Annotated in this window: 23 protein-coding genes; 12 read left to right on the forward strand and 11 right to left on the reverse strand. The window is 31.4% G+C overall.

Features of this window, described 5'->3' with window-relative positions:
• Positions 1 to 33: 33 nt before the first annotated feature.
• The 7 genes from clpX to ACVC5O_RS12655 all read right to left on the reverse strand — a co-directional run bounded on the left by clpX (position 34) and on the right by ACVC5O_RS12655 (position 6,661).
• On the reverse strand, positions 34 to 1,266 hold the full coding sequence (gene clpX / locus ACVC5O_RS12625) for an ATP-dependent Clp protease ATP-binding subunit ClpX (protein WP_452221843.1): 1,233 nt from the start codon (positions 1,264 to 1,266) through the stop codon (positions 34 to 36).
• A gap of 76 nt (positions 1,267 to 1,342) precedes the next feature.
• On the reverse strand, positions 1,343 to 2,017 hold the full coding sequence (gene clpP / locus ACVC5O_RS12630) for an ATP-dependent Clp endopeptidase proteolytic subunit ClpP (RefSeq protein ID WP_452221844.1): 675 nt from the start codon (positions 2,015 to 2,017) through the stop codon (positions 1,343 to 1,345).
• A 98-nt stretch (positions 2,018 to 2,115) separates the two neighbouring features.
• Positions 2,116 to 3,444 (reverse strand): trigger factor, encoded by a 1,329-nt coding sequence (gene tig, locus ACVC5O_RS12635; RefSeq protein WP_452221845.1) that lies wholly within the window; start codon positions 3,442 to 3,444, stop codon positions 2,116 to 2,118.
• Positions 3,445 to 3,571: 127 nt separating this feature from the next.
• On the reverse strand, positions 3,572 to 3,919 hold the full coding sequence (locus ACVC5O_RS12640; RefSeq protein ID WP_452221846.1) for a phage holin family protein: 348 nt from the start codon (positions 3,917 to 3,919) through the stop codon (positions 3,572 to 3,574).
• Positions 3,920 to 3,989: 70 nt separating this feature from the next.
• Positions 3,990 to 5,075, reverse strand: coding sequence for a hypothetical protein (locus ACVC5O_RS12645; protein ID WP_452221847.1), 1,086 nt, complete (start codon positions 5,073 to 5,075; stop codon positions 3,990 to 3,992).
• Between the two features lie 14 nt (positions 5,076 to 5,089).
• On the reverse strand, positions 5,090 to 5,857 hold the full coding sequence (locus ACVC5O_RS12650; protein WP_452221848.1) for an alpha/beta fold hydrolase: 768 nt from the start codon (positions 5,855 to 5,857) through the stop codon (positions 5,090 to 5,092).
• A gap of 90 nt (positions 5,858 to 5,947) precedes the next feature.
• On the reverse strand, positions 5,948 to 6,661 hold the full coding sequence (locus tag ACVC5O_RS12655; RefSeq protein ID WP_452221849.1) for a pyridoxine 5'-phosphate synthase: 714 nt from the start codon (positions 6,659 to 6,661) through the stop codon (positions 5,948 to 5,950).
• A gap of 91 nt (positions 6,662 to 6,752) precedes the next feature.
• Between ACVC5O_RS12655 and ACVC5O_RS12660 the strand changes: the two genes are divergently transcribed.
• The 8 genes from ACVC5O_RS12660 (at position 6,753) to murI (ending at position 15,114) form a co-directional block, all read left to right on the forward strand.
• Positions 6,753 to 7,412, forward strand: a complete 660-nt coding sequence (locus ACVC5O_RS12660; protein WP_452221850.1) for a CBS domain-containing protein — start codon at positions 6,753 to 6,755, stop codon at positions 7,410 to 7,412.
• 6 nt (positions 7,413 to 7,418) lie between these two features.
• Positions 7,419 to 8,282: an NAD kinase gene (locus tag ACVC5O_RS12665; protein ID WP_452221851.1), complete on the forward strand. Its 864-nt coding sequence runs from the start codon at positions 7,419 to 7,421 to the stop codon at positions 8,280 to 8,282.
• A gap of 157 nt (positions 8,283 to 8,439) precedes the next feature.
• Positions 8,440 to 9,132, forward strand: a complete 693-nt coding sequence (porG, locus tag ACVC5O_RS12670; RefSeq protein ID WP_452221852.1) for a type IX secretion system protein PorG — start codon at positions 8,440 to 8,442, stop codon at positions 9,130 to 9,132.
• Complete coding sequence (locus tag ACVC5O_RS12675) at positions 9,133 to 9,873, forward strand: isoprenyl transferase (RefSeq protein WP_452221853.1); 741 nt, start codon at positions 9,133 to 9,135, stop codon at positions 9,871 to 9,873.
• Complete coding sequence (gene bamA / locus ACVC5O_RS12680; protein ID WP_452221854.1) at positions 9,857 to 12,457, forward strand: outer membrane protein assembly factor BamA; 2,601 nt, start codon at positions 9,857 to 9,859, stop codon at positions 12,455 to 12,457. The genes ACVC5O_RS12675 and bamA overlap by 17 nt, the downstream gene beginning before the upstream one ends.
• A gap of 233 nt (positions 12,458 to 12,690) precedes the next feature.
• Positions 12,691 to 13,719 carry an OmpH family outer membrane protein gene (locus ACVC5O_RS12685; protein WP_452221855.1) on the forward strand — a complete coding sequence of 343 codons (1,029 nt, stop codon included), beginning with the start codon at positions 12,691 to 12,693 and terminating at the stop codon, positions 13,717 to 13,719.
• A gap of 47 nt (positions 13,720 to 13,766) precedes the next feature.
• On the forward strand, positions 13,767 to 14,267 hold the full coding sequence (locus tag ACVC5O_RS12690; protein ID WP_452221856.1) for an OmpH family outer membrane protein: 501 nt from the start codon (positions 13,767 to 13,769) through the stop codon (positions 14,265 to 14,267).
• Between the two features lie 67 nt (positions 14,268 to 14,334).
• Positions 14,335 to 15,114: a glutamate racemase gene (gene murI / locus ACVC5O_RS12695; RefSeq protein ID WP_452221857.1), complete on the forward strand. Its 780-nt coding sequence runs from the start codon at positions 14,335 to 14,337 to the stop codon at positions 15,112 to 15,114.
• 5 nt (positions 15,115 to 15,119) lie between these two features.
• Here murI and ACVC5O_RS12700 read toward each other — a convergent pair whose 3' ends face one another.
• The 3 genes from ACVC5O_RS12700 to ACVC5O_RS12710 form a co-directional block, all read right to left on the reverse strand.
• A complete protein-coding gene (locus ACVC5O_RS12700; RefSeq protein ID WP_452221858.1) occupies positions 15,120 to 15,635 on the reverse strand; it encodes a gamma carbonic anhydrase family protein in 516 nt (171 codons plus the stop codon).
• Between the two features lie 247 nt (positions 15,636 to 15,882).
• Positions 15,883 to 16,617, reverse strand: a complete 735-nt coding sequence (locus ACVC5O_RS12705; protein ID WP_452221859.1) for a LytR/AlgR family response regulator transcription factor — start codon at positions 16,615 to 16,617, stop codon at positions 15,883 to 15,885.
• 97 nt (positions 16,618 to 16,714) lie between these two features.
• Positions 16,715 to 18,880, reverse strand: a complete 2,166-nt coding sequence (locus ACVC5O_RS12710) for a histidine kinase (RefSeq protein WP_452221860.1) — start codon at positions 18,878 to 18,880, stop codon at positions 16,715 to 16,717.
• A gap of 204 nt (positions 18,881 to 19,084) precedes the next feature.
• Here ACVC5O_RS12710 and ACVC5O_RS12715 point away from each other — a divergent pair, with 204 nt between their 5' ends.
• Positions 19,085 to 20,104 carry an SIMPL domain-containing protein gene (locus ACVC5O_RS12715; RefSeq protein ID WP_452221861.1) on the forward strand — a complete coding sequence of 340 codons (1,020 nt, stop codon included), beginning with the start codon at positions 19,085 to 19,087 and terminating at the stop codon, positions 20,102 to 20,104.
• Positions 20,105 to 20,115: 11 nt separating this feature from the next.
• Positions 20,116 to 21,276, forward strand: coding sequence for a vWA domain-containing protein (locus ACVC5O_RS12720; protein WP_452221862.1), 1,161 nt, complete (start codon positions 20,116 to 20,118; stop codon positions 21,274 to 21,276).
• Positions 21,277 to 21,353: 77 nt separating this feature from the next.
• Here ACVC5O_RS12720 and ACVC5O_RS12725 read toward each other — a convergent pair whose 3' ends face one another.
• Positions 21,354 to 22,370: a PorP/SprF family type IX secretion system membrane protein gene (locus ACVC5O_RS12725; protein ID WP_452221863.1), complete on the reverse strand. Its 1,017-nt coding sequence runs from the start codon at positions 22,368 to 22,370 to the stop codon at positions 21,354 to 21,356.
• Between the two features lie 261 nt (positions 22,371 to 22,631).
• Between ACVC5O_RS12725 and ACVC5O_RS12730 the strand changes: the two genes are divergently transcribed.
• Both ACVC5O_RS12730 and ACVC5O_RS12735 read left to right on the forward strand, forming a co-directional pair.
• Positions 22,632 to 23,537 (forward strand): NifU family protein, encoded by a 906-nt coding sequence (locus tag ACVC5O_RS12730; RefSeq protein WP_452221864.1) that lies wholly within the window; start codon positions 22,632 to 22,634, stop codon positions 23,535 to 23,537.
• A 127-nt stretch (positions 23,538 to 23,664) separates the two neighbouring features.
• On the forward strand, positions 23,665 to 23,838 hold a 174-nt coding region (locus ACVC5O_RS12735; RefSeq protein ID WP_452219501.1), incomplete at its 3' end, for a dodecin family protein.

A 23,838-nucleotide genomic window follows, 5' to 3' on the forward strand; every position in this document is an offset into this window, starting at 1 on the left:
AATGGTTTATATAGTAATGTGTGATTATAATAATTAAGACACTGCTTTTAACTTTTTTAGAGTTGTTTTACTAAGTTTTTCTTCGGCGTAAGCCTTAGTGACGTTTAGTTTTTTAATATCGGAACCAGGTAACTCAAACATGGCATCTGTTAAAATTTCTTCGCAGAGCGATCGTAACCCTCTTGCACCTAATTTGTACTCAATGGCTTTATCTACAATATACTCTAAAGCACCTTCAGTTATATTTAACTCAATTTCATCCATAGAAAACAGTTTTTTGTACTGTTTTATAATAGCGTTTTTGGGCTCTGTTAAAATTGCTCTTAGGGTTTTTGAATCTAAAGGATCCATATAGGTTAACACTGGCAAACGACCTATAATTTCTGGTATTAAACCAAAATCTTTTAAATCTTTTGGTATAATGTATTGCAATAAATTATCTCTATCCACATCATCATCATTCATAGCTGCACTATAACCAACCGCTTGCATATTTAAACGCTTAGAAATAACACGATTTATACCATCGAAAGCACCACCTGCAATAAATAAAATATTTTCTGTATTAACTTCTATAAATTTTTGATCAGGATGCTTACGTCCTCCTTTTGGTGGTACGTTAACAACTGTACCTTCTAATAGTTTTAGTAAAGCTTGTTGCACGCCTTCTCCAGAGACATCTCTAGTTATTGAAGGGTTATCACTTTTACGTGCAATTTTATCTATTTCGTCTATAAAAACGATTCCTTTTTCTGCTTTTTCTAAACTATAATCGGCTGCTTGTAATAAGCGTGTTAAAATACTTTCTACATCTTCTCCAACATAACCAGCTTCTGTTAAAACGGTTGCATCTACAATTGCTAAAGGCACATTTAACATTCTGGCTACTGTTTTTGCCATTAATGTTTTACCAGTTCCTGTTTGACCAACCATTATGATGTTTGATTTTTGTATTTCAATATCATCATTTGTTGGCGGTTGCAGTAAACGCTTGTAGTGGTTATACACAGCCACAGACATTACGCGTTTGGTGTATTCTTGTCCAATAATATATTCGTCTAAAAAGGCTTTAATTTGCTGTGGCTTTTTCAGCATCAATTCTGCTGAAAGTTCACTATTATCGCTTTGTTTAGACTCTTCTATTACAATGCCATTTGCTTGTTGTATGCATCGATCACAAATATGCGCATCGAGACCTGCAATTAACAAATTGGTTTCTGGTTTTTTGCGACCACAAAACGAACATTCTAATTCTTCTTTTGCCATTTTTTATGCATTAAAAGTGAAAAGTAAAGTGTTAAAAAACTGCTTATACTTAACGCTTTATTATAGGTTATACTTATTACTCTCGCTTTAAAATCTCGTCAATCATTCCGTATTCTTTAGCCTTGTCTGCTTTCATCCAGTAATCTCTATCACTGTCTGCATAGACTTTGTCGTAATCTTGACCAGAATGTTTACTTATAATTTTATATAATTCTTCTTTAAGAATTAAAATTTCTCGAGCTGTAATTTCAATATCACTAGCTTGGCCTTGCGCTCCACCTAGTGGTTGGTGAATCATCACTCTAGAGTGAGGTAAGCCACTACGTTTTCCTTTTTCTCCAGCACATAATAATACTGCTCCCATTGATGCAGCCATACCTGTACAAATTGTTGCGACATCTGGCTTAATAAATTGCATAGTATCGTAAATACCTAAACCAGCATAAACGCTTCCTCCTGGAGAGTTAATATATATTTGGATGTCTTTATTAGCATCTGTACTTGCTAAAAACAATAATTGTGCTTGTATAATATTTGCTACTTGATCGCTAATTCCCATACCTAAAAATATAATACGATCCATCATTAAACGCGAGAATACATCCATTGCTACAACATTCATTTGGCGCTCCTCAATAATATTTGGTGTTAACCCTTGTGGATACATGCTACTTACAATTTTGTGATAGTAGTTACTGTTAATCCCTTGGTCTTTTATTGCGAATTTTTCGAATTCTTTTCCTAAATCCATAGTTTGTTTTTATCTAATTTTAATTGAAACAAAAAGCGTTAAACAACAACTTGTTTAACGCTCTAAAGATAATGATTATTCTTTAAAAGAAAGAACGTTTATTTATCACCATAAACTTCTTTAACAAACTTTTCGTATGTTAATTCTTTGTTTTTGATGTTGGCTTTTTCTTTGTATAATTCTAATAATTTCTGACTAACAACTTGCTCAGAAATACGACGTACTTCATCTTGATTTGATAATACACGTGCAGCAATATCGTCTAATTCTTGATCTGAAGGATTCATTTGACCAAATTGTGCCATTTGCATTCTAATCATGTTTTTAGCACTTGCTTTAACGTCTTCGAAATCGACTTTTACATCGTGATCTTGCATTAGTTTGCCTTCTATTAATTGGTAACGTAAGCTTTTTTCGGATTTTTCGTATTCTTCTTTTGCTTGTGCTTCGTCCATTTCTTGCTCACCTGCAGTTTGCATCCATTTTGTTAAAAATTCTGCTGGCAAATCAAATTTTGTGTTTTCTACTAAGTGCTCAGTAACATCATTTAAAAGCTTTTGGTCGGATTGCTGTACAAATTGCTTCTCTGCATCTTCTTTTATTTTTGCTTTTAATTCTGTTACAGATTTTACGGTGTCTTTACCAAATAACTTATCGAATAACTCTTGGTCTAAATCTGCTAATTCGCGTTTGTTAATTTCTGTAATTTCAAAATTCACTTCAATATCTAAACCATGTGCTTTATCGTGTTCTACTTTTAATGCATGCATTAAATCGTGATCATCGTTATAAAGTCCTTTTGTTTTAAGTGTAATTACATCTCCTGGTTTAGCTCCAATAAATTGCTTCTCGGTCGCTTTACCTTTAAACTTATCTAACGTTAGAGTTACTGTATTCTCAATTCCTTCTTCTTCGTTAGTGTAGGTTCCTGTAATTTCACTGTCTTTAGAAACTACATTTTCTGAAATTAATTTTCCGTATTGTTTCTGGATATTTTCTACTTGCTCATCAATCATTTTATCGTCTGCAACGATTTTATAATGAGTAATGGCTTTCTTAGATTTTAAATCTACACTAAATTCTGGTGCAAGACCTAATTCAAACTCAAAAGTAAAAGTATCTGAATCCCAATCTATTTCATCTTGTGTTTTTGGTAAAGGTTGACCTAGAACGTCTAATTTTTCTTCGGTTAAATATTTATTTAATCCTTCTTGAATTAGTTTATTTACCTCATCTACTAATACAGCCTTACCATATTGTTTTTTAACCATTCCCATTGGCACGTGACCTTTTCTGAAACCAGGAATGTTTGCAGTTTTTCTGTAATCTGTTAAGATTTTCTCCACTTTATCGCTATAATCGTCTTTAGCGATATCTACTTTTACTACTGCATTTAATGCATCAATGTTTTCTCTTGTAATATTCATTATAAATGATCTATAGCCTTTAATTGGCGTTTAACATTAGTTTTTCTTCTGTTAAAAAGGAGTGCAAAAATACTACTTTTTTTAGACTCCAACAAAGTTTTTAACACACTGTATTTCAATGCTTAAATTATTTTTTATCTTTTTTCAAAAACGATTGTAATAACCATTGCAAAATGGATAATAATATGCTAAATAAAAGTGCTGTACCAAAGTTTTTTACTCCAAAGCCATCTATAAATTTATCTGCTAATAATATGATGCAAGCGTTTATTACAAATAAAAACAGACCTAGTGTTAAAATGGTTATTGGTAAGGTTAAAATTACCAAAATAGGTTTTACAAGTAAGTTTAATATAGCAATTACTAATGCTACAATAATTGCAGTGACATAGCCATTTACAGTAACACCAGATAATACGTTAGCTAAAAAAAATACAGCAATTGCGTTTAATAATAATCTTATAATTAGGTTCATAGTTTTGTTTTATTAGTATGTTATAAATTAGTAATGTTATATATATTTTAGGGGAATTAGCTTTAAAAAGCTACTGAACCATAAATGTAATGGGTAAATAAAATTGCACATCCACTTTTTCTCCACGCTGTTGTCCAGGCTCCATAATTGGTAGCAAAGTTAATAAGCGCTCTGCTTCTCTAGATAACGCGACGTGAGGCGCCTTAGTTTTAACATCAATTATATCTCCGGTTTTACTAATTTTAAACCAAATATTAATTCTGTTTTTTCCTGACAAACCAAAACTACCTGCTAAATCTGTATTAAATGACTTTATAATAAACGTTTTCAAAACATCGTTTAAGCATTTTTTTACAGCATTATTACCTAAAGCTGTTTTACACTCTGGGTGCATTGGCACTTTTTCGATTAGACCATCTGGTACAGTTGTGGGTTTTACCTCTAGGTCTTCATCGGATTTGATTAAAGTGCCTTCGTCATATTTAACTGTACCTAAGGTTTTTTCTTCGGTATTAAATTGTTTCCATTTTCCATCTAATTCATCATTTTTATAACCACCTTCCCATGTTAAAACACCTTGTTCGTTGTATCTCTTTTCTTTTCCGTTTTTAAAATTTTCTTTATACGTTCCTTCTGTTTTAAGTGTTCCGCTTTTAAAAAATTCTTTATAAAATCCATCTTTGTATCCATCAACATATTGCACTTGCCATTGTAGCTCTCCTGTATCGTAGTAACTATTCCAAATACCAATAATATCTAATCCATTATATTCTGCAGATACTTTTAGCGTATTATCCTCTAAATATTCTTTATAAGCTCCAATTCCAATAATACGATCTACAAATAGTTTACCGCTTTCGTAATATTCTTTATAAAAAACAAGATCGTCAATTTTTTTTGTTATAGATTTAACTTCTCCATTTTTAAAATAAAATATAGTATTATCATTCTTTTTACCTTCGGTATAACTGTATTCCGATTCTAACTCTCCAGTTTCATAATAGGATTTCCAATCTCCAGAACGTACATTGTCAATTTTTTGACCTTCATACTTAAGTTGTCCATTATCATAATATTTCTGAACAGTTTCAGTGTTTTGAGACCACACATAAGTTGTAGTTACAAAAAAACATAATAGGATTAGTAATGATTTCATAATAATGAAACTATTTAATTTATAAACTCTGTTACAGCATTATAAAAATCTTTAGGATTTTCAGCATGTAACCAATGACCTGCGTTTTTAATTGTTTTTATAATTGCGTTTGGAAAATGGCTTTTTATTATTGTGGTGTCTTGATTGGAAATATACTCGCTTTTATCGCCTCTTAAAAACAAAGTATCTCCATTGTATTTTGCATGTATTGGTAACGCTTCGCCTACTTCTTCTACTTGCTCTTTAAGGATTTTTAGATTAATACGTAATGCTAGTTTTCCTTTTTCTATCCAATATAAATTTTTTAACAAAAACTGTCGTGTTCCAAAATCCGATACGTATTGCGACAATTGCTCATCTGCTTCTCCTCTACTTGTTAAGCTTTCAAAATTTAAGGCGCTTAATCCATTTAAAATAGCATCGTGATGTACAGGATAAAAACGCGGAGAAATGTCTGCGACTATTAATTTAGAGACTAATTCTGGATATTGCGTTGCAAATGTCATTACTGTTTTTCCTCCCATAGAATGCCCTAAAACGATACAATTTTTTAGGTTATGTTCCTCGCAATAGTATTTTAAATCTTGGGTTAATACCTCGTAATTAAAAGTATTGTTATAAAAACTCCGACCATGATTTCGTTGGTCTATTAAATGAACTTGGTAACCAGCTTCGGCAAATTGCTTGCCTAGTGTTTTCCAGTTATCACTCATGCCTAAAAACCCATGAAGGATTAAAAATGGTTTCCCTTTTCCTAATATGTTTGAATGTAGTTGCTGCATTTTATTGTTTTAATACTTTGTTTCAAATTTTGCTCTTGTTTCACAGAGGATTATTAAAATTTTTAATTTTCCAACGTGCTAACTATTGCGCTAACGCAACTTATTTAAATACATATTAACTACGTTTTCTATACCTAAATATAGACTTTCTGCAATTAAGGCATGACCAATAGAAACTTCTAATAAACCAGGAATATTGTCTTTAAAAAATTTAATATTTTCTAAGGACAAGTCATGGCCTGCATTAACGCCTAAATCTAACGAGTTTGCTAATTCTGCACATGCAATATAAGGCGCAATAGCGTTTGTATTTCCTAAGCTGTATTGGTGTGCAAAAGCTTCAGTATATAACTCTATTCTATCTGTTCCTGTGTGTTTTGCACCTTCAATTTGCTTTACATCAGGATCTACAAATATGGAAGTTCTAATGTTATTTTGTTTAAATTCTTTAATTACTTCAACTAAAAAATCTTTGTTTTTAATGGTATCCCAACCTGCATTACTGGTAATAGCATCAACACTATCTGGTACTAAAGTAACTTGTGTAGGTTTAATTTTTAATACCATATCCACAAATTTTTCAATAGGATTTCCTTCTATATTATATTCTGTATGGACAATAGGTTTTAAATCGTAAGCATCTTGGTAGCGAATGTGACGCTCGTCTGGTCGTGGATGTATGGTTACGCCTTGCGCTCCAAAACGCTGCACATCTTTAGCAAATTGAACCACGTTTGGCACATCACCTCCTCGAGAGTTTCTTAAGGTTGCAATCTTGTTTATGTTTACACTAAGTTTTGTCATTTTTTAATTTTTACTTCACAAAAATACAAAGTAGAACACGCAATTAGTAGCATTTTTTTGATTAATTTGCACTCTCAATATGGTACAAGACATGAATACTTCAGAATTTATAATTAACGACATTAAGCCACTTTTAAATACTGGTTTGGTTAGCGATATACAATTACTTTTTAACCAACTTACCTATTCGCACATTCCTATAGTAAATGAAGATGGTGTGTATTTAGGTTGTATTTCTGAAACAGATGCGCATTGTTTTGAAAGTAATAAATCTTTAAACGAATACAGCTATGCGATTGAAGGTTTTTTTGTTAGAAAAGACACCAATTGGCTAGACATTTTGGAGGCTTTTGCTCAAAACTCGTCTAACGTTATGCCTGTTTTAAGCGAGCATAATGCGTATTTGGGTTATTTTGAGTTAAACGACATTATTACTTTATTTAATGAAACACCATTTTTTGCTGAAGCTGGAGGTATTCTGGTTGTGGAAAAAGGCTTGGCAGATTATAGTTTTAGCGAAATTAGCCAAATTGTAGAATCTAACGACGGAAAACTGTTTGGCGCATTTATTTCTAAAATTGAAAATGATATTGCACAAATAACATTAAAAGTAGGTAATACAAGCCTAAATGATATTATGCAAAGTTTTAGACGTTACAGTTATAATATAGTGTCTGGTCATGAAGAAGATACTTTTATTGAAAGCCTAAAGGAACGCTCGGATTACCTAAAAAAATATTTAGACATTTAATTAGTTATGAAGGTAGCCGTTTACAGTCAATATTATCCAGAAAAATCAAATACTGCATTTAAGGTATTAATTGAAGCATTGTTAAAAGAAAAAGCTTCTGTTTTTGTGGAAAATACTTTTTTTAATACAATTAATAGCGACTTTAATGTTGACACATTTACAGAATTAGATAGAAGCTACGACTTTCTGGTAAGTATTGGAGGCGATGGTACTATTTTAAGAGCCATAACTTATGTAAAGGATTTAGACATTCCAATAATAGGTATAAACACAGGACGATTAGGGTTTTTAGCAACCATACAAACCGAAGACATAAAAACTGCAATTAGTGAAATTTTAAAAAAGAATTACAAGATTTCTGAACGCTCCTTGCTTGCTATAGAAACAAGCCCTAAAAACAACACTTTAACAGAATTAAATTTTGCACTAAACGAAATTGCAGTAAGTAGAAAAAATACCACCTCTATGATTACTGTAGAAACTAAATTAAACGATGAGTATTTAACCTCCTATTGGAGCGATGGCTTAATTGTATCTACACCAACAGGCTCTACAGGTTACTCATTAAGTTGTGGTGGACCAGTAATTACTCCAGACACTAATAGTTTTGTTTTAACACCAATTGCACCACATAATTTAAGTGCAAGACCACTAGTTATAGAAGACTCTACAACTATACAATTAAAAGTAGATGGTCGTGAGGATAACTATTTAGTCTCTTTAGATTCTAGAATCGCAACCTTGCATAACGACACTATAATTACGATTAAAAAAGCCGATTTTAAAATAAAAATGATTGAGCTTTTAAACGAAAGTTTTTTAGATACACTACGAAAAAAACTACTTTGGGGAGAAGATAAACGTAATTAACTTCTGTTTGTCTAAAATTTTTATTTTATAGTTATTATTCGTTCTTCTGTTGAGAATAAACAATAAATTCTATCAAAAACTGTTTAAAAGTATAACTATTTCAAACAAATTGTAATAGGCTAATCTTATTTATTATATTTGCAAACTTTGAAGAATTATGAGGTATTTAACCATCGTATTAATTATAGTATTCGGCTTTCAATTTAATTACGCACAAATTCACGAAATTGGTGGATTTCTTGGTGGCAGTAATTTTATTGGAGATGTTGGTGCAACAGACTTTGTGTCGCCAAACCAACTTGCTATTGGTGGAATTTACAAATGGAATAGAAGTCCACGTCACTCCTACAGACTTTCTGTGAGTTTTACAGACTTAGAAGGCATAGATAACAAATCTGACGATCCACGACGCATACAAAGAGATTATAAATTTAATACTCAAATCCTGGAAGTTGCTGCAGGAATAGAATTTACATTTTTCGATTTTAACCTGCACGATGGAGGCAGTAAATCTACACCATATATATTTACAGGTGTAAGTATAGCTAGTCACGATAATTTTTATTTTAATTCTGCTGGTGAAATTACAGACGAAAACACCTCTAGTTTCGCTTTTGGAATTCCTATTGGGTTAGGATATAAAACTACAGTATCTAATAATTTAATATTAGGAATAGAAATTGCAGCTAGATATACATTTTCTGATGAGTTAGATGGAAGCGTTCCAGACTCTAAAGCCAATATAGATAATTTTGGCTTTGGAAATCTAAATAATAACGATTGGTATGTGTTTAGTGGCATTACATTAACATACACCTTTGGAAGAAACCCTTGTTATTGCGTTTATTAAGTGGATTTACTACAACAAATACATACAAATAGGTTACCACAACACATTGCCATTATTATGGATGGCAATGGGCGTTGGGCAAAACAAAAAGGAATGCTGCGCGCTTTTGGTCATGAAAATGGCACAAAATCGGTTAGAGAAACTGTAGAAGCGTCTGCAGAACTTGGTATTAAAAACTTAACCCTCTATGCCTTTTCTACCGAAAATTGGAAACGACCAAAATTAGAAGTTGATACCTTAATGAAGCTATTAGTGTCTTCATTAAAAAAAGAAATTAAAACACTTCAAAAAAATAATATAAAATTAAATGCCATTGGTAATCTTAACACATTACCACAAAAAGTGTACAAAGAATTAAATGAAGTTATATCTGCTACACAAAGTAATACAAGGATGGTTTTAACCCTTGCGCTTAGTTATGGCTCTAGAGAAGAAATCATAAATACCGTTAAAGAAATAAGCCTTAAAGTTAAAAATAATATAATTTCTGCTGAAAATATTGATGAATCAGTTATTAATGAGCATCTTTACACGCAAAATTTACCAGATGTTGACCTACTTATTAGAACAAGTGGAGAACAACGAGTTAGTAATTTTTTACTCTGGCAAATAGCTTATGCCGAAATGTATTTTACAAAAGTACTTTGGCCAGACTTTACGAAGCAGCATTTGTATGAGGCTATAATAGAATATCAAAAAAGAGAAAGACGCTTTGGAAAAACAAGTGAACAAATTACCTAATAAATTAGCATTGAAAACATTTACACAGTACTTAATTACCGCTTTAATTATAATAAGTTGCTCGTATTTACAAGCGCAGCAATTAACTTATGGTAACGGAAAACGTTATACAATAAACGAAATCACTGTAAATGGCAATACGTCTTTTAGTGAACAAACAATTATTGCATATTCAGGTCTTAAAAAAGGAGAAAGCATGCTTATTCCTGGAGAAGAAATTAGTAATGCAATTAAAAAATTATGGAATTCTAATCTATTTGCTGATATAGATATTTACCTTACTAATATCGATGGAAATACTGCAAACCTAGAAATTAGACTTGCCGATTTACCAGAATTAAACGACGTAAATTTAATAGGTGTAAAAAAAGGGAAAAAAGAGAGCACACTTAAAGAGAGTAAATTAATAAAAGGCTCTAAGGTTACCGAAAACCTTGTAACTACAACTAAAAATTACTTACAAAATAAGTATAAAAAACAAGGCTTTTTAAATACTAAAGTTAACATTAGCACAACTCCTGTAAAAGATTCTATTGCAAAATCTAGAGTTAATATGGTTGTTAATGTAGATAAAGGCGAAAAAGTTAAAATTAAAGACATAGAGTTTATTGGCAATGACGTTTTAAGTGATAAAAAACTTAGAAAAGCCATGAGAAACACTAAAAAGAAAAACTTTTTAAGAGTACTTAAGCGCTCAAAATATATTGAAGCAGACTTTAAAGAAGATTTAACAAGTATTGTCGATAAATATAAAGAAAACGGTTATAGAGATGCACGTGTAATTTCAGACACACTTACATTTAATAATGACGAAACCATTTCGTTAGCTATTAAGGTAGAGGAAGGAGAAAAGTACAGCTATGGAGAAATCTCGTTTATTGGAAACACTGTCTATTCTGATGCCTTTTTAAAACGTAAATTAAGAATTGAAAAAGGAGACACCTATAATGGTGTAGAGCTAGAAAAACGAATTGCAGACAATACGAGACCAGATGCAGACGATATTACTAACTTGTATCAAAATAATGGGTATTTATTCTCTACAATTAATCCTGTAGAAACTAATGCCGACGGAAATGTAATTGACATGGAAATCCGAATTTCGGAAGGGAAACCTGTCTATTTTAATAACGTAACAGTAGTTGGTAATAATAAAACCAACGATCATGTTATTTATAGAGAATTACGTACAAGACCAGGTGAACTATATAGTAAAGCAAATGTAGTACGTACCGTTAGAGAACTAAGTCAATTAGGCTTTTTCGATGCAGAGCAATTAACACCTAACTTTAAAAATCCTAATCCAGACGAAGGTACTATAGACATGGAATACGCTGTTGTAGAAGCAGGCTCTAGTCAAATAGAACTACAAGGTGGTTATGGAGGTGGAGGTTTTATAGGTACCCTAGGACTCTCCTTTAATAACTTTTCTATAAAAGACATCTTTAAAAAAGAAGCCTATACACCAATCCCTTCTGGAGATGGACAAAAATTAGCCTTACGATTACAAGCAAGTCGTTTTTACCAAACCTATAGTTTCTCTTTTTCAGAACCTTGGTTAGGAGGTAAAAAACCAGTATCGTTTTCTACATCATTATCGCATACAAAACAGTTTTTATACAATCCTTCAACAAGAAGTGCAGACAAAAGCAGACGCTTTAATATTACAGGTATAACGGTTGGTTTAGCAAAAAGACTATCGGTTCCGGATGATTATTTTACGCTATCACAAGCCTTAAGTTTTCAACATTATAACCTAAAAAACTATAATACAGGACTCTTTACTTTTGGAGATGGTTACTCAAACAACCTAGCCTATACAGTTGGATTAAGTAGAAATAACACATTTAACGATCCTATTTTCCCTAAAGGAGGATCTAGTTTTGGTGTTACAGCAAAACTTTCTTTACCGTATTCTTTATTTAATGGTGTAGATTATAAAGCATTGGCCGAAGATCGCGAAGACCAATTAGCTATACTTAGCAATCCTACAAGTAATGTTGTGGAAAATCTTGCAGCAAGTGATAGAGTTGCAGAAATAGATCAAGAACGTTTTAAACTCTTAGAATTTTATAAAATTAAATTTAAAGGTGATTGGTACACAAATGTAATAGATGATTTTGTATTTAAATCGAGTATAGAGTTTGGTTTCCTTGGAGCTTATAACCAAGATCGAGGTGTCATTCCTTTCGAGCGTTTCTTTTTAGGAGGAGATGGATTAGGAACCTATAGTTTAGATGGTAGAGAAGCAGTAGCTCTGCGTGGTTATCCTAACCAAGCACTATCATCACAAGATGGTGGATCAATATATAATAAGTTCTCTTTAGAGCTGCGCTATCCAATAACACTAAAACAATCTGCAAAGATATATGCACTTGGCTTTTTAGAAGCAGGAGCATCGTATGATAATTTTAGAGATTACAACCCATTTACTGTTAAGCGATCTGCAGGTTTAGGGATTCGTATATTTATGCCAGCCTTTGGATTATTAGGTATAGATTTTGGTCATGGATTTGATGCTTTACCAGGTCAAACCTTAAAACATGGATGGGAAACTCACTTTATTATAGGACAGCAATTTTAAAACCTTAAATAGATAGTTAGTGCTTTTTAAGGCTAGAAATAATAGTATATTTTAATTAATTCTTATTTTTGGCACGATATTTTCAATATAACAAATCGATGATTTACTTGAAGAATTAAAATTTTTAAAATTAAAATTCGTTATTTTGAAAACAACAATTCAAAAACAAGACAGCATCATTAAAACATCTGTCAAAGATTTTTGAAACTAAAAAGTTATAAAACACAAAACAGATGAAATTAAAAGTTCTTTTATTATTGATAGCAGTCACAGGACTTACTTTTAGCGCGCAAGCACAACGTGGTGTTAGAATAGGTTACATTGATACAGAATATATTTTAGAAAACGTTCCAGAATATCAGGAAGCAACCTCACAAATGCAAACTAAAGTTCAAAAGTGGAAAACAGAAATTGAATCAAAGTTAGCAGATATCGCTCAAAAAAGAGTGGATTTAAATAATGAGAAGGCATTATTAACCAAAGAGTTAATTGAGGAGCGCGAAGAAGATATTGCCTTTGAAGAAAAAGAAATTTTAGATTACCAACAAAAGCGATTTGGCCCAAATGGTGATTTAATGATTCAGAAAAAGCAATTAATGCAACCTGTACAAGATCAAATTTTTGCAGCAGTGCAAGATATGGCCGAAAAAAGAAAATATGATTTTGTTTTTGATAAATCGGCAGATGTGGTCATGTTATATTCGGCGGAACGATTTGACATTAGTGATGAAGTTTTAAGATCCATAACACGATCTACAAAACGAACACAAGCTAAAACAAAAGCAGAACGAAGAGCCGCTAAAAATGAAGAATTACTGCCTGAAATAGACAGAAAACAAGAAGCTAAAGACAAAGAAGTAGAAGATAAGATAAATGAAAGAAAATCGGCTTCAGAAAAAAGAAGAGCAGAAATTTTAGCCGAACGAGAAGAGAAAAAACTAAGAGCAACAAAAAGAAGAGATAGCATACTTGCTGCACGATTAAAAGCAAGGGAAGATAAGCTTAGCGGAAGAAAATCGAGTAGTGATAATGCAAGTGAAGATGAAGAAGAAGTAAAAGAAAATACAACAGAAGAAAAACCAGAGGCAACATCTAGTAATAAGCCAAGAACAAGAGAAGAAATTCTTGAAGCACGTAAACAAAAAAAATTAGCAGATAGAGAAGCTAGAAAAAAAGCCTTAGAAGAAAGAAAAAAGAAAATTTTAGAGAGTCGTAAAAAAGCTAAAGAAGATAAAGAAAACGAGCAAAAAGACGATAACTAAAATCACAATTAATAATAATTTATAACACGTTAATACTATTTTTAAAAATGAAACAATTCAAAACCCTTTTAATCGCAGCAGCATTATTTATTGGAGCAACAAGTTTTACACAAGCTCAAAATAAAGTAGCTCATATCGATACGCAAGCATTAATATCTGCTATGCCTGAGATGAAAAGTGCACAAACTCAAATCGAGCAATTAGGTAAAACTTATGAAGCCGATATTAAAACGCAGATTACAAATTACCAAAACAAAATGAAGCAGTACGCAGCAGAGGTAAACAATGTAACAGACGAAGTAAACAAAACACGCTCTGAAGAAGTTGGTACTTTACAACAAAACATCCAATTGCTACAAAACCAAGCGCAACAAGATTTACAGAAAAAAGAAATAGAGTTATTAAAGCCTATTCAAGAAAAAGCAATGGCTGCAATTAACAAAGTAGCAAAAGCACAAGGTATCCAATATGTTATGGATAGAGCATCGCTAATTGTTGCAGAAGGCACAGATTTATTACCAGCTGTAAAAGCAGAAATGGGAATATAATTACACGCTTAAATAAAACATATCAAAGCTGCCTTTATAAAGGCAGCTTTTTTATTTTTGTAAAACTATGAATACGCAAAAAATAGGATTATTTGATTCTGGAGTTGGTGGCACTTCCATTTGGAAAGAGTTGCACGCATTACTACCATACGAGCATACCTTATATTTAGCAGATAGTAAAAACGCACCTTATGGTCCAAAAGGTGAGGAAAAAATAATTGAGTTGTGTATTAAAAACACAGAGTTACTTATTAGTAAAGGCTGTAAAATAATTGTTGTTGCTTGTAACACAGCCACTACAAATGCTATTGCTGTACTGCGTAAAAAGTACACTGTTCCTTTTATAGGTATTGAACCAGCAATAAAACCAGCCGCATTAAATACAAAAACTAAAGCTATAGGTATTTTAGCCACTAAAGGAACACTTTCTAGCCACTTATTCCACGAAACCACTAGCTTGTATAGTAATGGCATAAAAGTTATTGAGCAAGAAGGAGAAGGCATTGTAGAGCTTATTGAAACAGGCAAAATAAATTCTGTAGAAATGACAGCGCTTTTAAAACTCTACGTTGCTCCAATGTTAGCCGCTAATATTGATTATTTGGTTTTAGGCTGTACACACTATCCTTATTTAATACCACAATTACTTAGCCTACTTCCGAAACACGTAAAAATTATTGATTCTGGCGAGGCTGTTGCCAAACAAACTAAGGCTGTTTTACAAGCTAATAATTTACTAAATTTAAATACACGAATCTCAAATCATACGTTTTACACCAATGGAAACACAGAAGTAATGAACTCTTTACTGAAAGGAAAATATGAGATTGAGTTTTTAGAGTTTTAAAAAACCTACTCCTTAAACCAACCAGAATATTTTACATAATTTTCAGCAATTCTATTAATTTCGCCATTAATTAATTCTTGGCTAATGTCTTTTACTTTTTTTGCTGGTACTCCAGCATAAATACTACCAGACTCTACTGTTGTATTTTGGGTAACCACTGCTCCTGCTGCAACTATACTATTGCTTTCTATTACACAATTATCCATTACTATACTTCCCATACCAATTAAAACATTATCATGTATTATACAACCATGTACAATAGCATTGTGTCCAATAGACACATTATTACCAATAGTTGTTGGGTATTTTTGGTACGTACAATGCACTACTGCTCCATCTTGCACATTTACCTTATTGCCTAACTTTATGTAATGCACATCGCCTCGCAATACTGCATTAAACCATATACTGCATTGTTTTCCTATGGTAACATCGCCAACAATAGTAGCATTTTCTGCAATATAACAGTCTTTTTCTATTTGTGGTGCTTTATTATTTACGGGTTGTATTATTGGCATATCTATTCGTTTTTAAAAAAAATCTCATGGCTTTAATCTACAAGATTCGCTCTGTGTTACTATTATTTTTTAATTGAATTCTTTTTCTTGTAAAAAATTTACTGTTTTGTTTTTAATTGGATACTTCATCAGGTGCATAATAACAGTAAATAATTTAGTGCTTCTCGCATTGCTTGAAATTGTTTTGATTTTAATATCATTAATGTCTTAAACTCATAGTCATGAGATTCCTACTTAACGCAGGAATTCATTTAAAATAAGATAATAAATCCGATTTTTTAGACGCTGAAACCATGATTTCTTTTCCATTACTCAACACTACACTGCCTCCTTTTCCTTTTTGATATTTTACAATCTCATCTACATTTACTAAATACGACTTGTGTACTCTTGCAAAATTAGCGTTAGACAAAGCCTCCTCAATATATTTTAGTGTTTTACTTACTAGTTTCTTTTTGTTGTTGTTAAGGTAAATTTCGGTATAATTATCGTCTGCTTTACAAAACATAATTGTTGCTGTTTCTATAACCTCAAAGCCATCTTGTTGTGGTAAGGTGATTTTACCATTAACACTATTTGTTTTTGGTACTAATACTTGGTCTTGTAACGCGTCTTCTTTTGTTTTAATTTCTACTACATAATCTACAGCTTTAATAAGCTCATCTATAGAAATTGGTTTCATTAAATAATAACTCGCATGTGCATTTAAAGCCTCTATAGCATAATGGTTATAGGCTGTTACAAAAACAGTTTCAAAGGTTCTGTCTCCTACTTTTTCTAAGAGGTCAAAGGCGTTTCCGTAAGGCATTTCTACGTCTAAAAATACCACATCTAATTCTAGATTATTAATAAGCTCTAAAGCTTCATTTATATTAGCAGCTTCACCTTTTACCAAAACATTTGGGCAGTATTTTTTTAAGTAGCTTTTTATTATTTCTCTACTTGTTTCTTCGTCTTCTACTATTATTGCGTTTAATTTCATAGTCATTTCCTGCAAAGTCAGGAACCTTATTTAGTTACATATTGGTTTTTAAAAAGACCTCTCACATGTTCTTGAGGTAACACCTTCCTTTATTTACCTAATCCTTTTTTAAAGTCACTACTACTTTTGTGCCTTTATCGCCTTCCAATTGATAATCGTCTATAAAAACATCTACTTTATCTTTATACATTTCGTTTAAAATAGCAACTCGCTTTTTAATATTTCCCATGCCTTTAGAGTTTTGCTTTTGCTGATTTTCGGTTTTTAAGGCTTTGGACTTTTCCCGACCAATACCATTATCTGTTATGGTTATGGCTATTTCATCTTTATTTTTTTGAGTAATAGCAATATCTAATTGGCCTTTTTCTTCCTTATACCTTAAGCCATGCCAAACTGCATTTTCTATATAAGGTTGTAAGAGCATTGGTGGAATTTTAAAGTCGTTAACTGCAATGGCTTCGTCCACAGTTATAGAATAATCAAACTTATCTTGAAACCTAAAATGCTCTAACTTTGTATAGAGTTCTAACAATTCTACTTCCTTTTCTAAAGGAATAAAATCTTGCTCGCTATTTTCTAAAACCGAACGCATTAATTTTGAAAAATCCGATAAATATTTATTTGCTGTTCGCTCATCATTTGTAGCAATAAAACTATTTACAGAGTTTAAAGCATTAAAAATAAAATGAGGATTCATCTGGCTTCGTAACGATTTTAAAGCTAATAAATTATTTGCTAATTTTTGCTGTTTAATGGATTTGTACATTAAATAAGCTGTTAAAATTAACAATAGAACACCTCCAATTAATGAGTAAATAATTAATTGCTGTCGTTTATTTTTTTCTTGTGCTAATTGAAAGGTGCTAATGTTTAATTGTCGGTCTTTTTCAAGGCTTGTAATTCGGTTTTGTTTATTAGCAATATCTCTACTAAAACGAGCAGCTTGTGAGATTTCTTGTTCTTTTTTAATATATAACTCATCTACAGTAGCTACGTAATCTTTAAAAACCTCTAAAGCTTTGTCTGAATCTCCAGATGCTGTATAGACTTCAGAAAGCTTCCGTTTAGCATCTTTTTCTACAACTAAATCTTCTCGTTTTTTTGCTTCTGTAATACTTTTTTCTAAATAAGGAATGGCTTCATTATAGTCGCGTTGTAAATAATAGGCATTACCAATTTTATAGTTTTGTTTTTGAGATGTAAATGTGCTTTCATTATCTATAATAGAGTCTGTTTCAATATCTTCAATCTCTTTAACAGCTTCTTTTCTTAATTGTATTTCCTTAGGGTATAATTGGTTACTGTTTTGGAAATCGGCCACCTTAATTTTTTCTATTACAGCTCTTTTTTTATTTTCTTTAGAGGCTAAATCTAAAGAACTATTATAAAAGTCTTCTGCTTTTTCTGTGGCTCCACTTGCATTATAAATAGCACCTAATTTAGAGGTTAAATCTGTTATTTTTGGTGTTATTAAGTGCTTTTTAGCAATTTCTAACCCTTTTTTATAGGTTTTTGTGGATGCATTGTAATCCTTAGTCTTTGCATAAACATCGCCTAAACCTTCGTATAATTCTACTTGTTGGTAATTGGACAAATCACTGGATTCTAACCTCTTATAAAGTGTTATACTTTCCTGATAGTTTTTATTAGCCTCGTATGCTTTAGCTAACTTTAATTGTATCGTATTAGTTTTATAACTTTGTTGACTAATTCTGTAATTAGAAACTGCTAAATCGTACTGTTTCCAGTGCATGTAAATATCGCCTAAGGTTTCGTAAGCCTCTCCGTTTTCTTTGCCAGAACTGGTTTCGGAAAGTGCATCTTCAATAAACTCAATACTTCTCTCGGCAGATTTTTTCTTATAGGTTTGTGCAGAATCTATTAAACTTTTAAACGTGCTAGATTGTTTTCGTTTTACTACATAATCTTCACTTGCTGCATTTGGCTCTACTTTAATCGTTAATTTATCATCGTCTCTTACAGTATAATAAATAGTTTCAAAATCTTTATGTGTAATTATCATTTCGTCTCCAACTTTAGCCTTAATTCTAAAGTCACCAGATAAATTAGATGTTGTGTATTCGCCACCATTAACTTGAATGTTTACTTTGCTAATTGGCTTGTTACTTTCAGTCTCTATAATCGATCCCTTTATAGTTATCCTTTTTTGTGTTTTATCCATTGCAGGTTCCTGCTGTGCGCTTAGAGAAATAGCGCTTAACAGAAAACACGATAATAATAAAGAAGCAAATAACTGTTTCATATTTAATTTTAAAAGATAAACTTACATACTTTACTTGGTATAATAAAATGGTCATTTATGGTTTTTATCATTTTTTTCTATTAAAATGAAGGCTTCACTAAGTTAAAAAACACATTCACTCATTAAACAATAGCGTTTACTCATTCTCGGTTTTTATAAAAAAAATGTTGCCATAGGTTTACCTCATAATATAAAACCAATTTTATGAGATATCCTTTTTTAGTACTTCTATTTGTTTCCTCCATGTTTGCACAAGCACAAATAAAAGGAAATGCAACAATTTCTAGACAAAATGTTATTACACAAGATGAGCTAGGCAATGCAGCTGTTTACGGAAACAGTGTTAGGAATTTTAGAACTCAAAATTTAGTGCCTAATCCTGTAATTACTATAGATGTAAAAGCGCTTAATAATGTAATTGCAGACTCTTACACTGCTGTTTTTAACATGGTTCAAATAGGTGAAACGTCTGAAGAAACGAATCGTTTAATGAATGAGCGTGTAGCCAAAGTAAAAAGTATGCTACTCTCTAAAGGTGTTTTTGGTAAAGATATTGTAATAGATGTGATTTCGTTTGTGCCTGTTTACGAAACTGTTGTGGAGCGCAAATTATTTAGTAAAAAATATAATGAAGTCCCAAAAGGGTTTGAGCTACAGCAAAACCTTCATATAAAATTTACAAAAGTGAATCAGTTTGAAAGTATTCTCTCCGCTTGCGCAAATAATGAAATTTACAATCTTGTTAAAGTCGATTATTTTATTGACAATATTAAAGCCGTTTACACACAGTTAAGAGCTGAAATGCTTACTGTTTTAAAAGAAAAACAACAGTTTTATAGTGATTTAGGCTTTGATCTTAAACAGTACAACATAACAGTTGCAGAGAATGAGTATTGTTTTTTTCCAAGAGAATTTTATAAAAATTACCAGGCTTTTAATAGTATTTCATTAGAAGCTATAAAGAACCCTAAAGGTATTGTTAGCGTAAAAAAACAAACCTCTTATTACTACGATCCTATTTCGTTTAAGGATTATGATGCTGTTATAAACGCTTCAATAGTAGAGCCTGTAGTGCAATTTGGGATGGAGTTAAAATTACAATATGTATTAAAACCAAAAGAAAAAACACCTGAACCCGTTGAAAAAGAGATTATTAAAAATAAATATTTTGTTATTTCTAACGATGGAGATATTAAAGTAAAAGAATTAAAACTAGAAAATTAAATACAAAAAACATGAAACAATTATTAAAATTGAGTGTTATAGCATTAAGTTTTGCTAGCCTCACAGCTTGTCCTGCAAAAGAGAACACAGTGAATCAAAATGCCTTAGCCATTAACGTTAAAAACACTCCAAAGCCCAGTAAAAAGTATATAAAAGTAGCTTTATTATTGGATACAAGTAATAGTATGGATGGCTTAATAGACCAAGCAAAAGCACAACTTTGGGAAATTGTAAACGAGTTATCCTATGCAAAATGCGAAGACGAAAAACCTAATTTACAAATAGCTTTGTATGAATATGGTAACGATAAACTTAACGCAGACGAAGGCTATATAAGGCAAGTATTAGCCTTTAGCGAAGACCTAGACGATATTTCCAAAGAGTTATTTTCCTTAACCACAAAAGGAGGCAACGAATATTGCGGACAAGTTATAGACACTGCATTGGACCAATTACAGTGGAATGAAAACAAAGACGATTTAAAACTTATTTTCATTGCTGGTAACGAGCCTTTTAACCAAGGCACAATTAACTATAAAACAGCAGCTAAAAAAGCACATGATAAAAATGTAACAATAAATACTATTTTCTGCGGAAATTACGAAGGAGGCATTGCTTCGTATTGGAAAGATGGTGCAGATTTAGCACATGGTAACTATATGGCCATAAACCACAATCATGCAACTGTACACGTTGCTTCTCCTTATGATGATGAGATTCTTAATCTAAACAGAAAATTAAATAAAACCTATGTCGCTTATGGTAATTTGGGACGTACTAAAATGATGTTGCAAGCAGAACAAGATGTAAATGCAGAAGGCTATAGCAGTGCCAACGCAGTAAGTAGAACTGTTAGTAAAAGTTCTCACCTTTACAAAAATGAATCTTGGGATCTAGTAGATGCTTCAAAAGACAAAAAATTTAAATATGAAGCCATTAAAGAATCACAATTACCAACGGAATTAAAAGGGAAATCTACTTCAGAAATTAAAGCTTATGTTGCTAAAAAGAAAAAAGAAAGAAAAGCAATTCAAAATAAAATACAACAGCTTAATAGTAAACGAAAGCAATACCTCTCTAGCCAAAAAAATGATACTGAAAATGCATTAGAGAGTGCAATGATAAAAGCTATTAAAACACAAGCTAAAGACAAAAACTATAACTGGGAATAATTTAAAAAATGGAATTAATACGCATAAAAAAACGTCTTGATTTTCAAGACGTTTTTTTAATATAATATATCGTGCAATTAATTTACAGCAGGACAGTTACAATCGTAACGGTCTCTTCTACAATTAAAGTTATACCCTAAAGTGATTTGGTGAAAACCACCATTATTAAACACAACAGAATTTGATTGGTAACTGTATGTATAGGCAAACATAAAATCGTTATAATTAACTCCAATCAAAGGTGTAATATATTGTAGTTTTTGGCTGCTAACACCTGTACCATCTACAAATTGCGCTCCATCTAAACTACGTCTATAAGATAATCCACCCCAAAGTTTACCAAATTCCATTTGTTTGTAAGCCTTAGCATTAATATCAAAAGAAGCCTCTTCTGTAGCATCTCTATACATAAATAAAATAGAAGGCTCAAAACTCCAATCGCTTCCAAAATTACTAAACGTATTACCTACAGAAACTAAATATGTTCTTAGGTTATTAAAATTTAAATCTCCAGGATTATTATTAAAGTTTACACCATCATTTTTAAGTACATTCTTAATTGTTGCATGTGCATAAAAATCATATAAATGGTAAGAAAATCCAAAATCTACATTAAAATTTGTTGCAGTTTGCTCAATGCCTCCAATTAAAGGGTCTGGTCCATCTGCTAAAAAAGTAGTTTCGTCCAATTTATATTGTATTGCTCCAGCACTCAATCCAAACGATAACATATTTAAATCTACTTCATTTCTAGAAAATAAAATATGGTGTGCATAAGTTAAATAAGCACCATTTTGAGAGTGGTAACCATTCTGATCACTGTAAAAAATTGCTCCAATACCAGATTGCGATTCTCCTATTCTTCCATTTACACTTGCCGTAAGTAACTTAGGTGCATTATCTTGCCCAAACCATTGTTGCCTACCAGTAATCCTAACTTTTGCGCAATTAGCAACACCAGCCATAGAGGGATGAATTAGATAGTAATTATCCGTTAAATAATCTGAATAAACTGGAAGTCCTTCTTGGGATTTAGCAAGTTGCGTAAAGATAGCAAACACAAATGCTAACATATAAAATTGTTTTAATCTCATAGTTTCTGTTTTCAAAGGAAGATTTGGTATCTATATAATAATCTTCAACTTTATATAAACTTAATTTTTTCAATTAAATTATAATGAAACCCAAATATATAAATTTAGTTTCTATTTATTTAAACTCAAAAGTTAAAGATTTAAATATATAAATGTTTTAGCAATTACACACAAAATCTAAAGTATAAAGTCTAATTAATAAATCAAATATATAATATCTAGAGATTTCTTTTAGTATTTTTGCATAAAAATTAGCTTAAAATGAATTCATATAAAGTTTCAATACAAGAGACCTCCAATAAATCGATATTAAAGTTTGAGATAAATCAATTTATTACCAAACACCAAAGCTTCGAGTTTAGTAATATAGACGAAGCCAAACCCTCTCCAATAGCACAACAATTATTTTACTTACCATTTGTAAAAAAAGTGTATTTAACCAGTAATTTTATTGCTATTGAAAAGTTTGATATTGTAGATTGGGAGGACGTAAAACAAGAAGTAGCTACGCAAATCGAAACCTATTTAAATAATGATGGCATTGTAATTACAGAAGAAGAAGCAACTCAGAAAAAAGTAGCTGTAACTGTTTACGCAGAAAGTACACCAAATCCTTCTGTTTTAAAATTTGTTGCAAATAAGAAATTAGCAACTACCTCTTATGAGTTTACATCTATTGATGAAGCTAAATATTCTCCAATTGCCACAGAGTTATTTCACTTTCCTTTTGTTAAAAGTGTTTTTATAGATGAAAACTACATCTCTGTAACAAAGTTTGAAGTAGCACAATGGGAAGACATCACTATAGAGGTTAGAGAATTTATTAAAAACTACATTGAAAGCGGAAAAAATATAATTTCACCTGAAGCGCCAGAACAATTAAATAAATCTGCTGAAAAGTTAGATACTACTTATGAAAAATTAGATGATGTTTCAAAAGAAATTACTAATATTTTAGAAGAATATGTAAAACCTGCAGTTGCTAGTGATGGCGGAAACATACAGTTTCAATCCTATGATAGTGCAACTAAATCTGTTAAAGTTATTCTTCAAGGTGCTTGTAGTGGTTGTCCATCTTCTACTTTTACATTAAAAAATGGTATTGAAAATATGCTTAAAGAAATGATGCCTGGAAAAGTTAATACAGTTGAAGCTATTAATGGGTAAAAGTCATTTCATCTATAATAAATACACTTTATCTAAACTTTGTATTAATACAATTATAAATCTATTCCTTCTTCCTTTTATTATTTGTAATTTTAGGAAAACAAATTAATAACACAAAATAATAATTATGGCAGTATTAAAAGTAATTGAAGTATTATCAAATTCAGACAAGAGCTGGGAAGATGCAACAAAAAAAGCAGTAAAACACGCCTCTAAAAGCGTTAAGAACATTCGTTCTGTATATGTAAAAGATCAGAGTGCTAGTGTTAAAGATGGTGAAGTTTCTGATTTTAGAGTGAAC

The sequence above is a fragment of the Lacinutrix salivirga genome, from assembly GCF_053604675.1.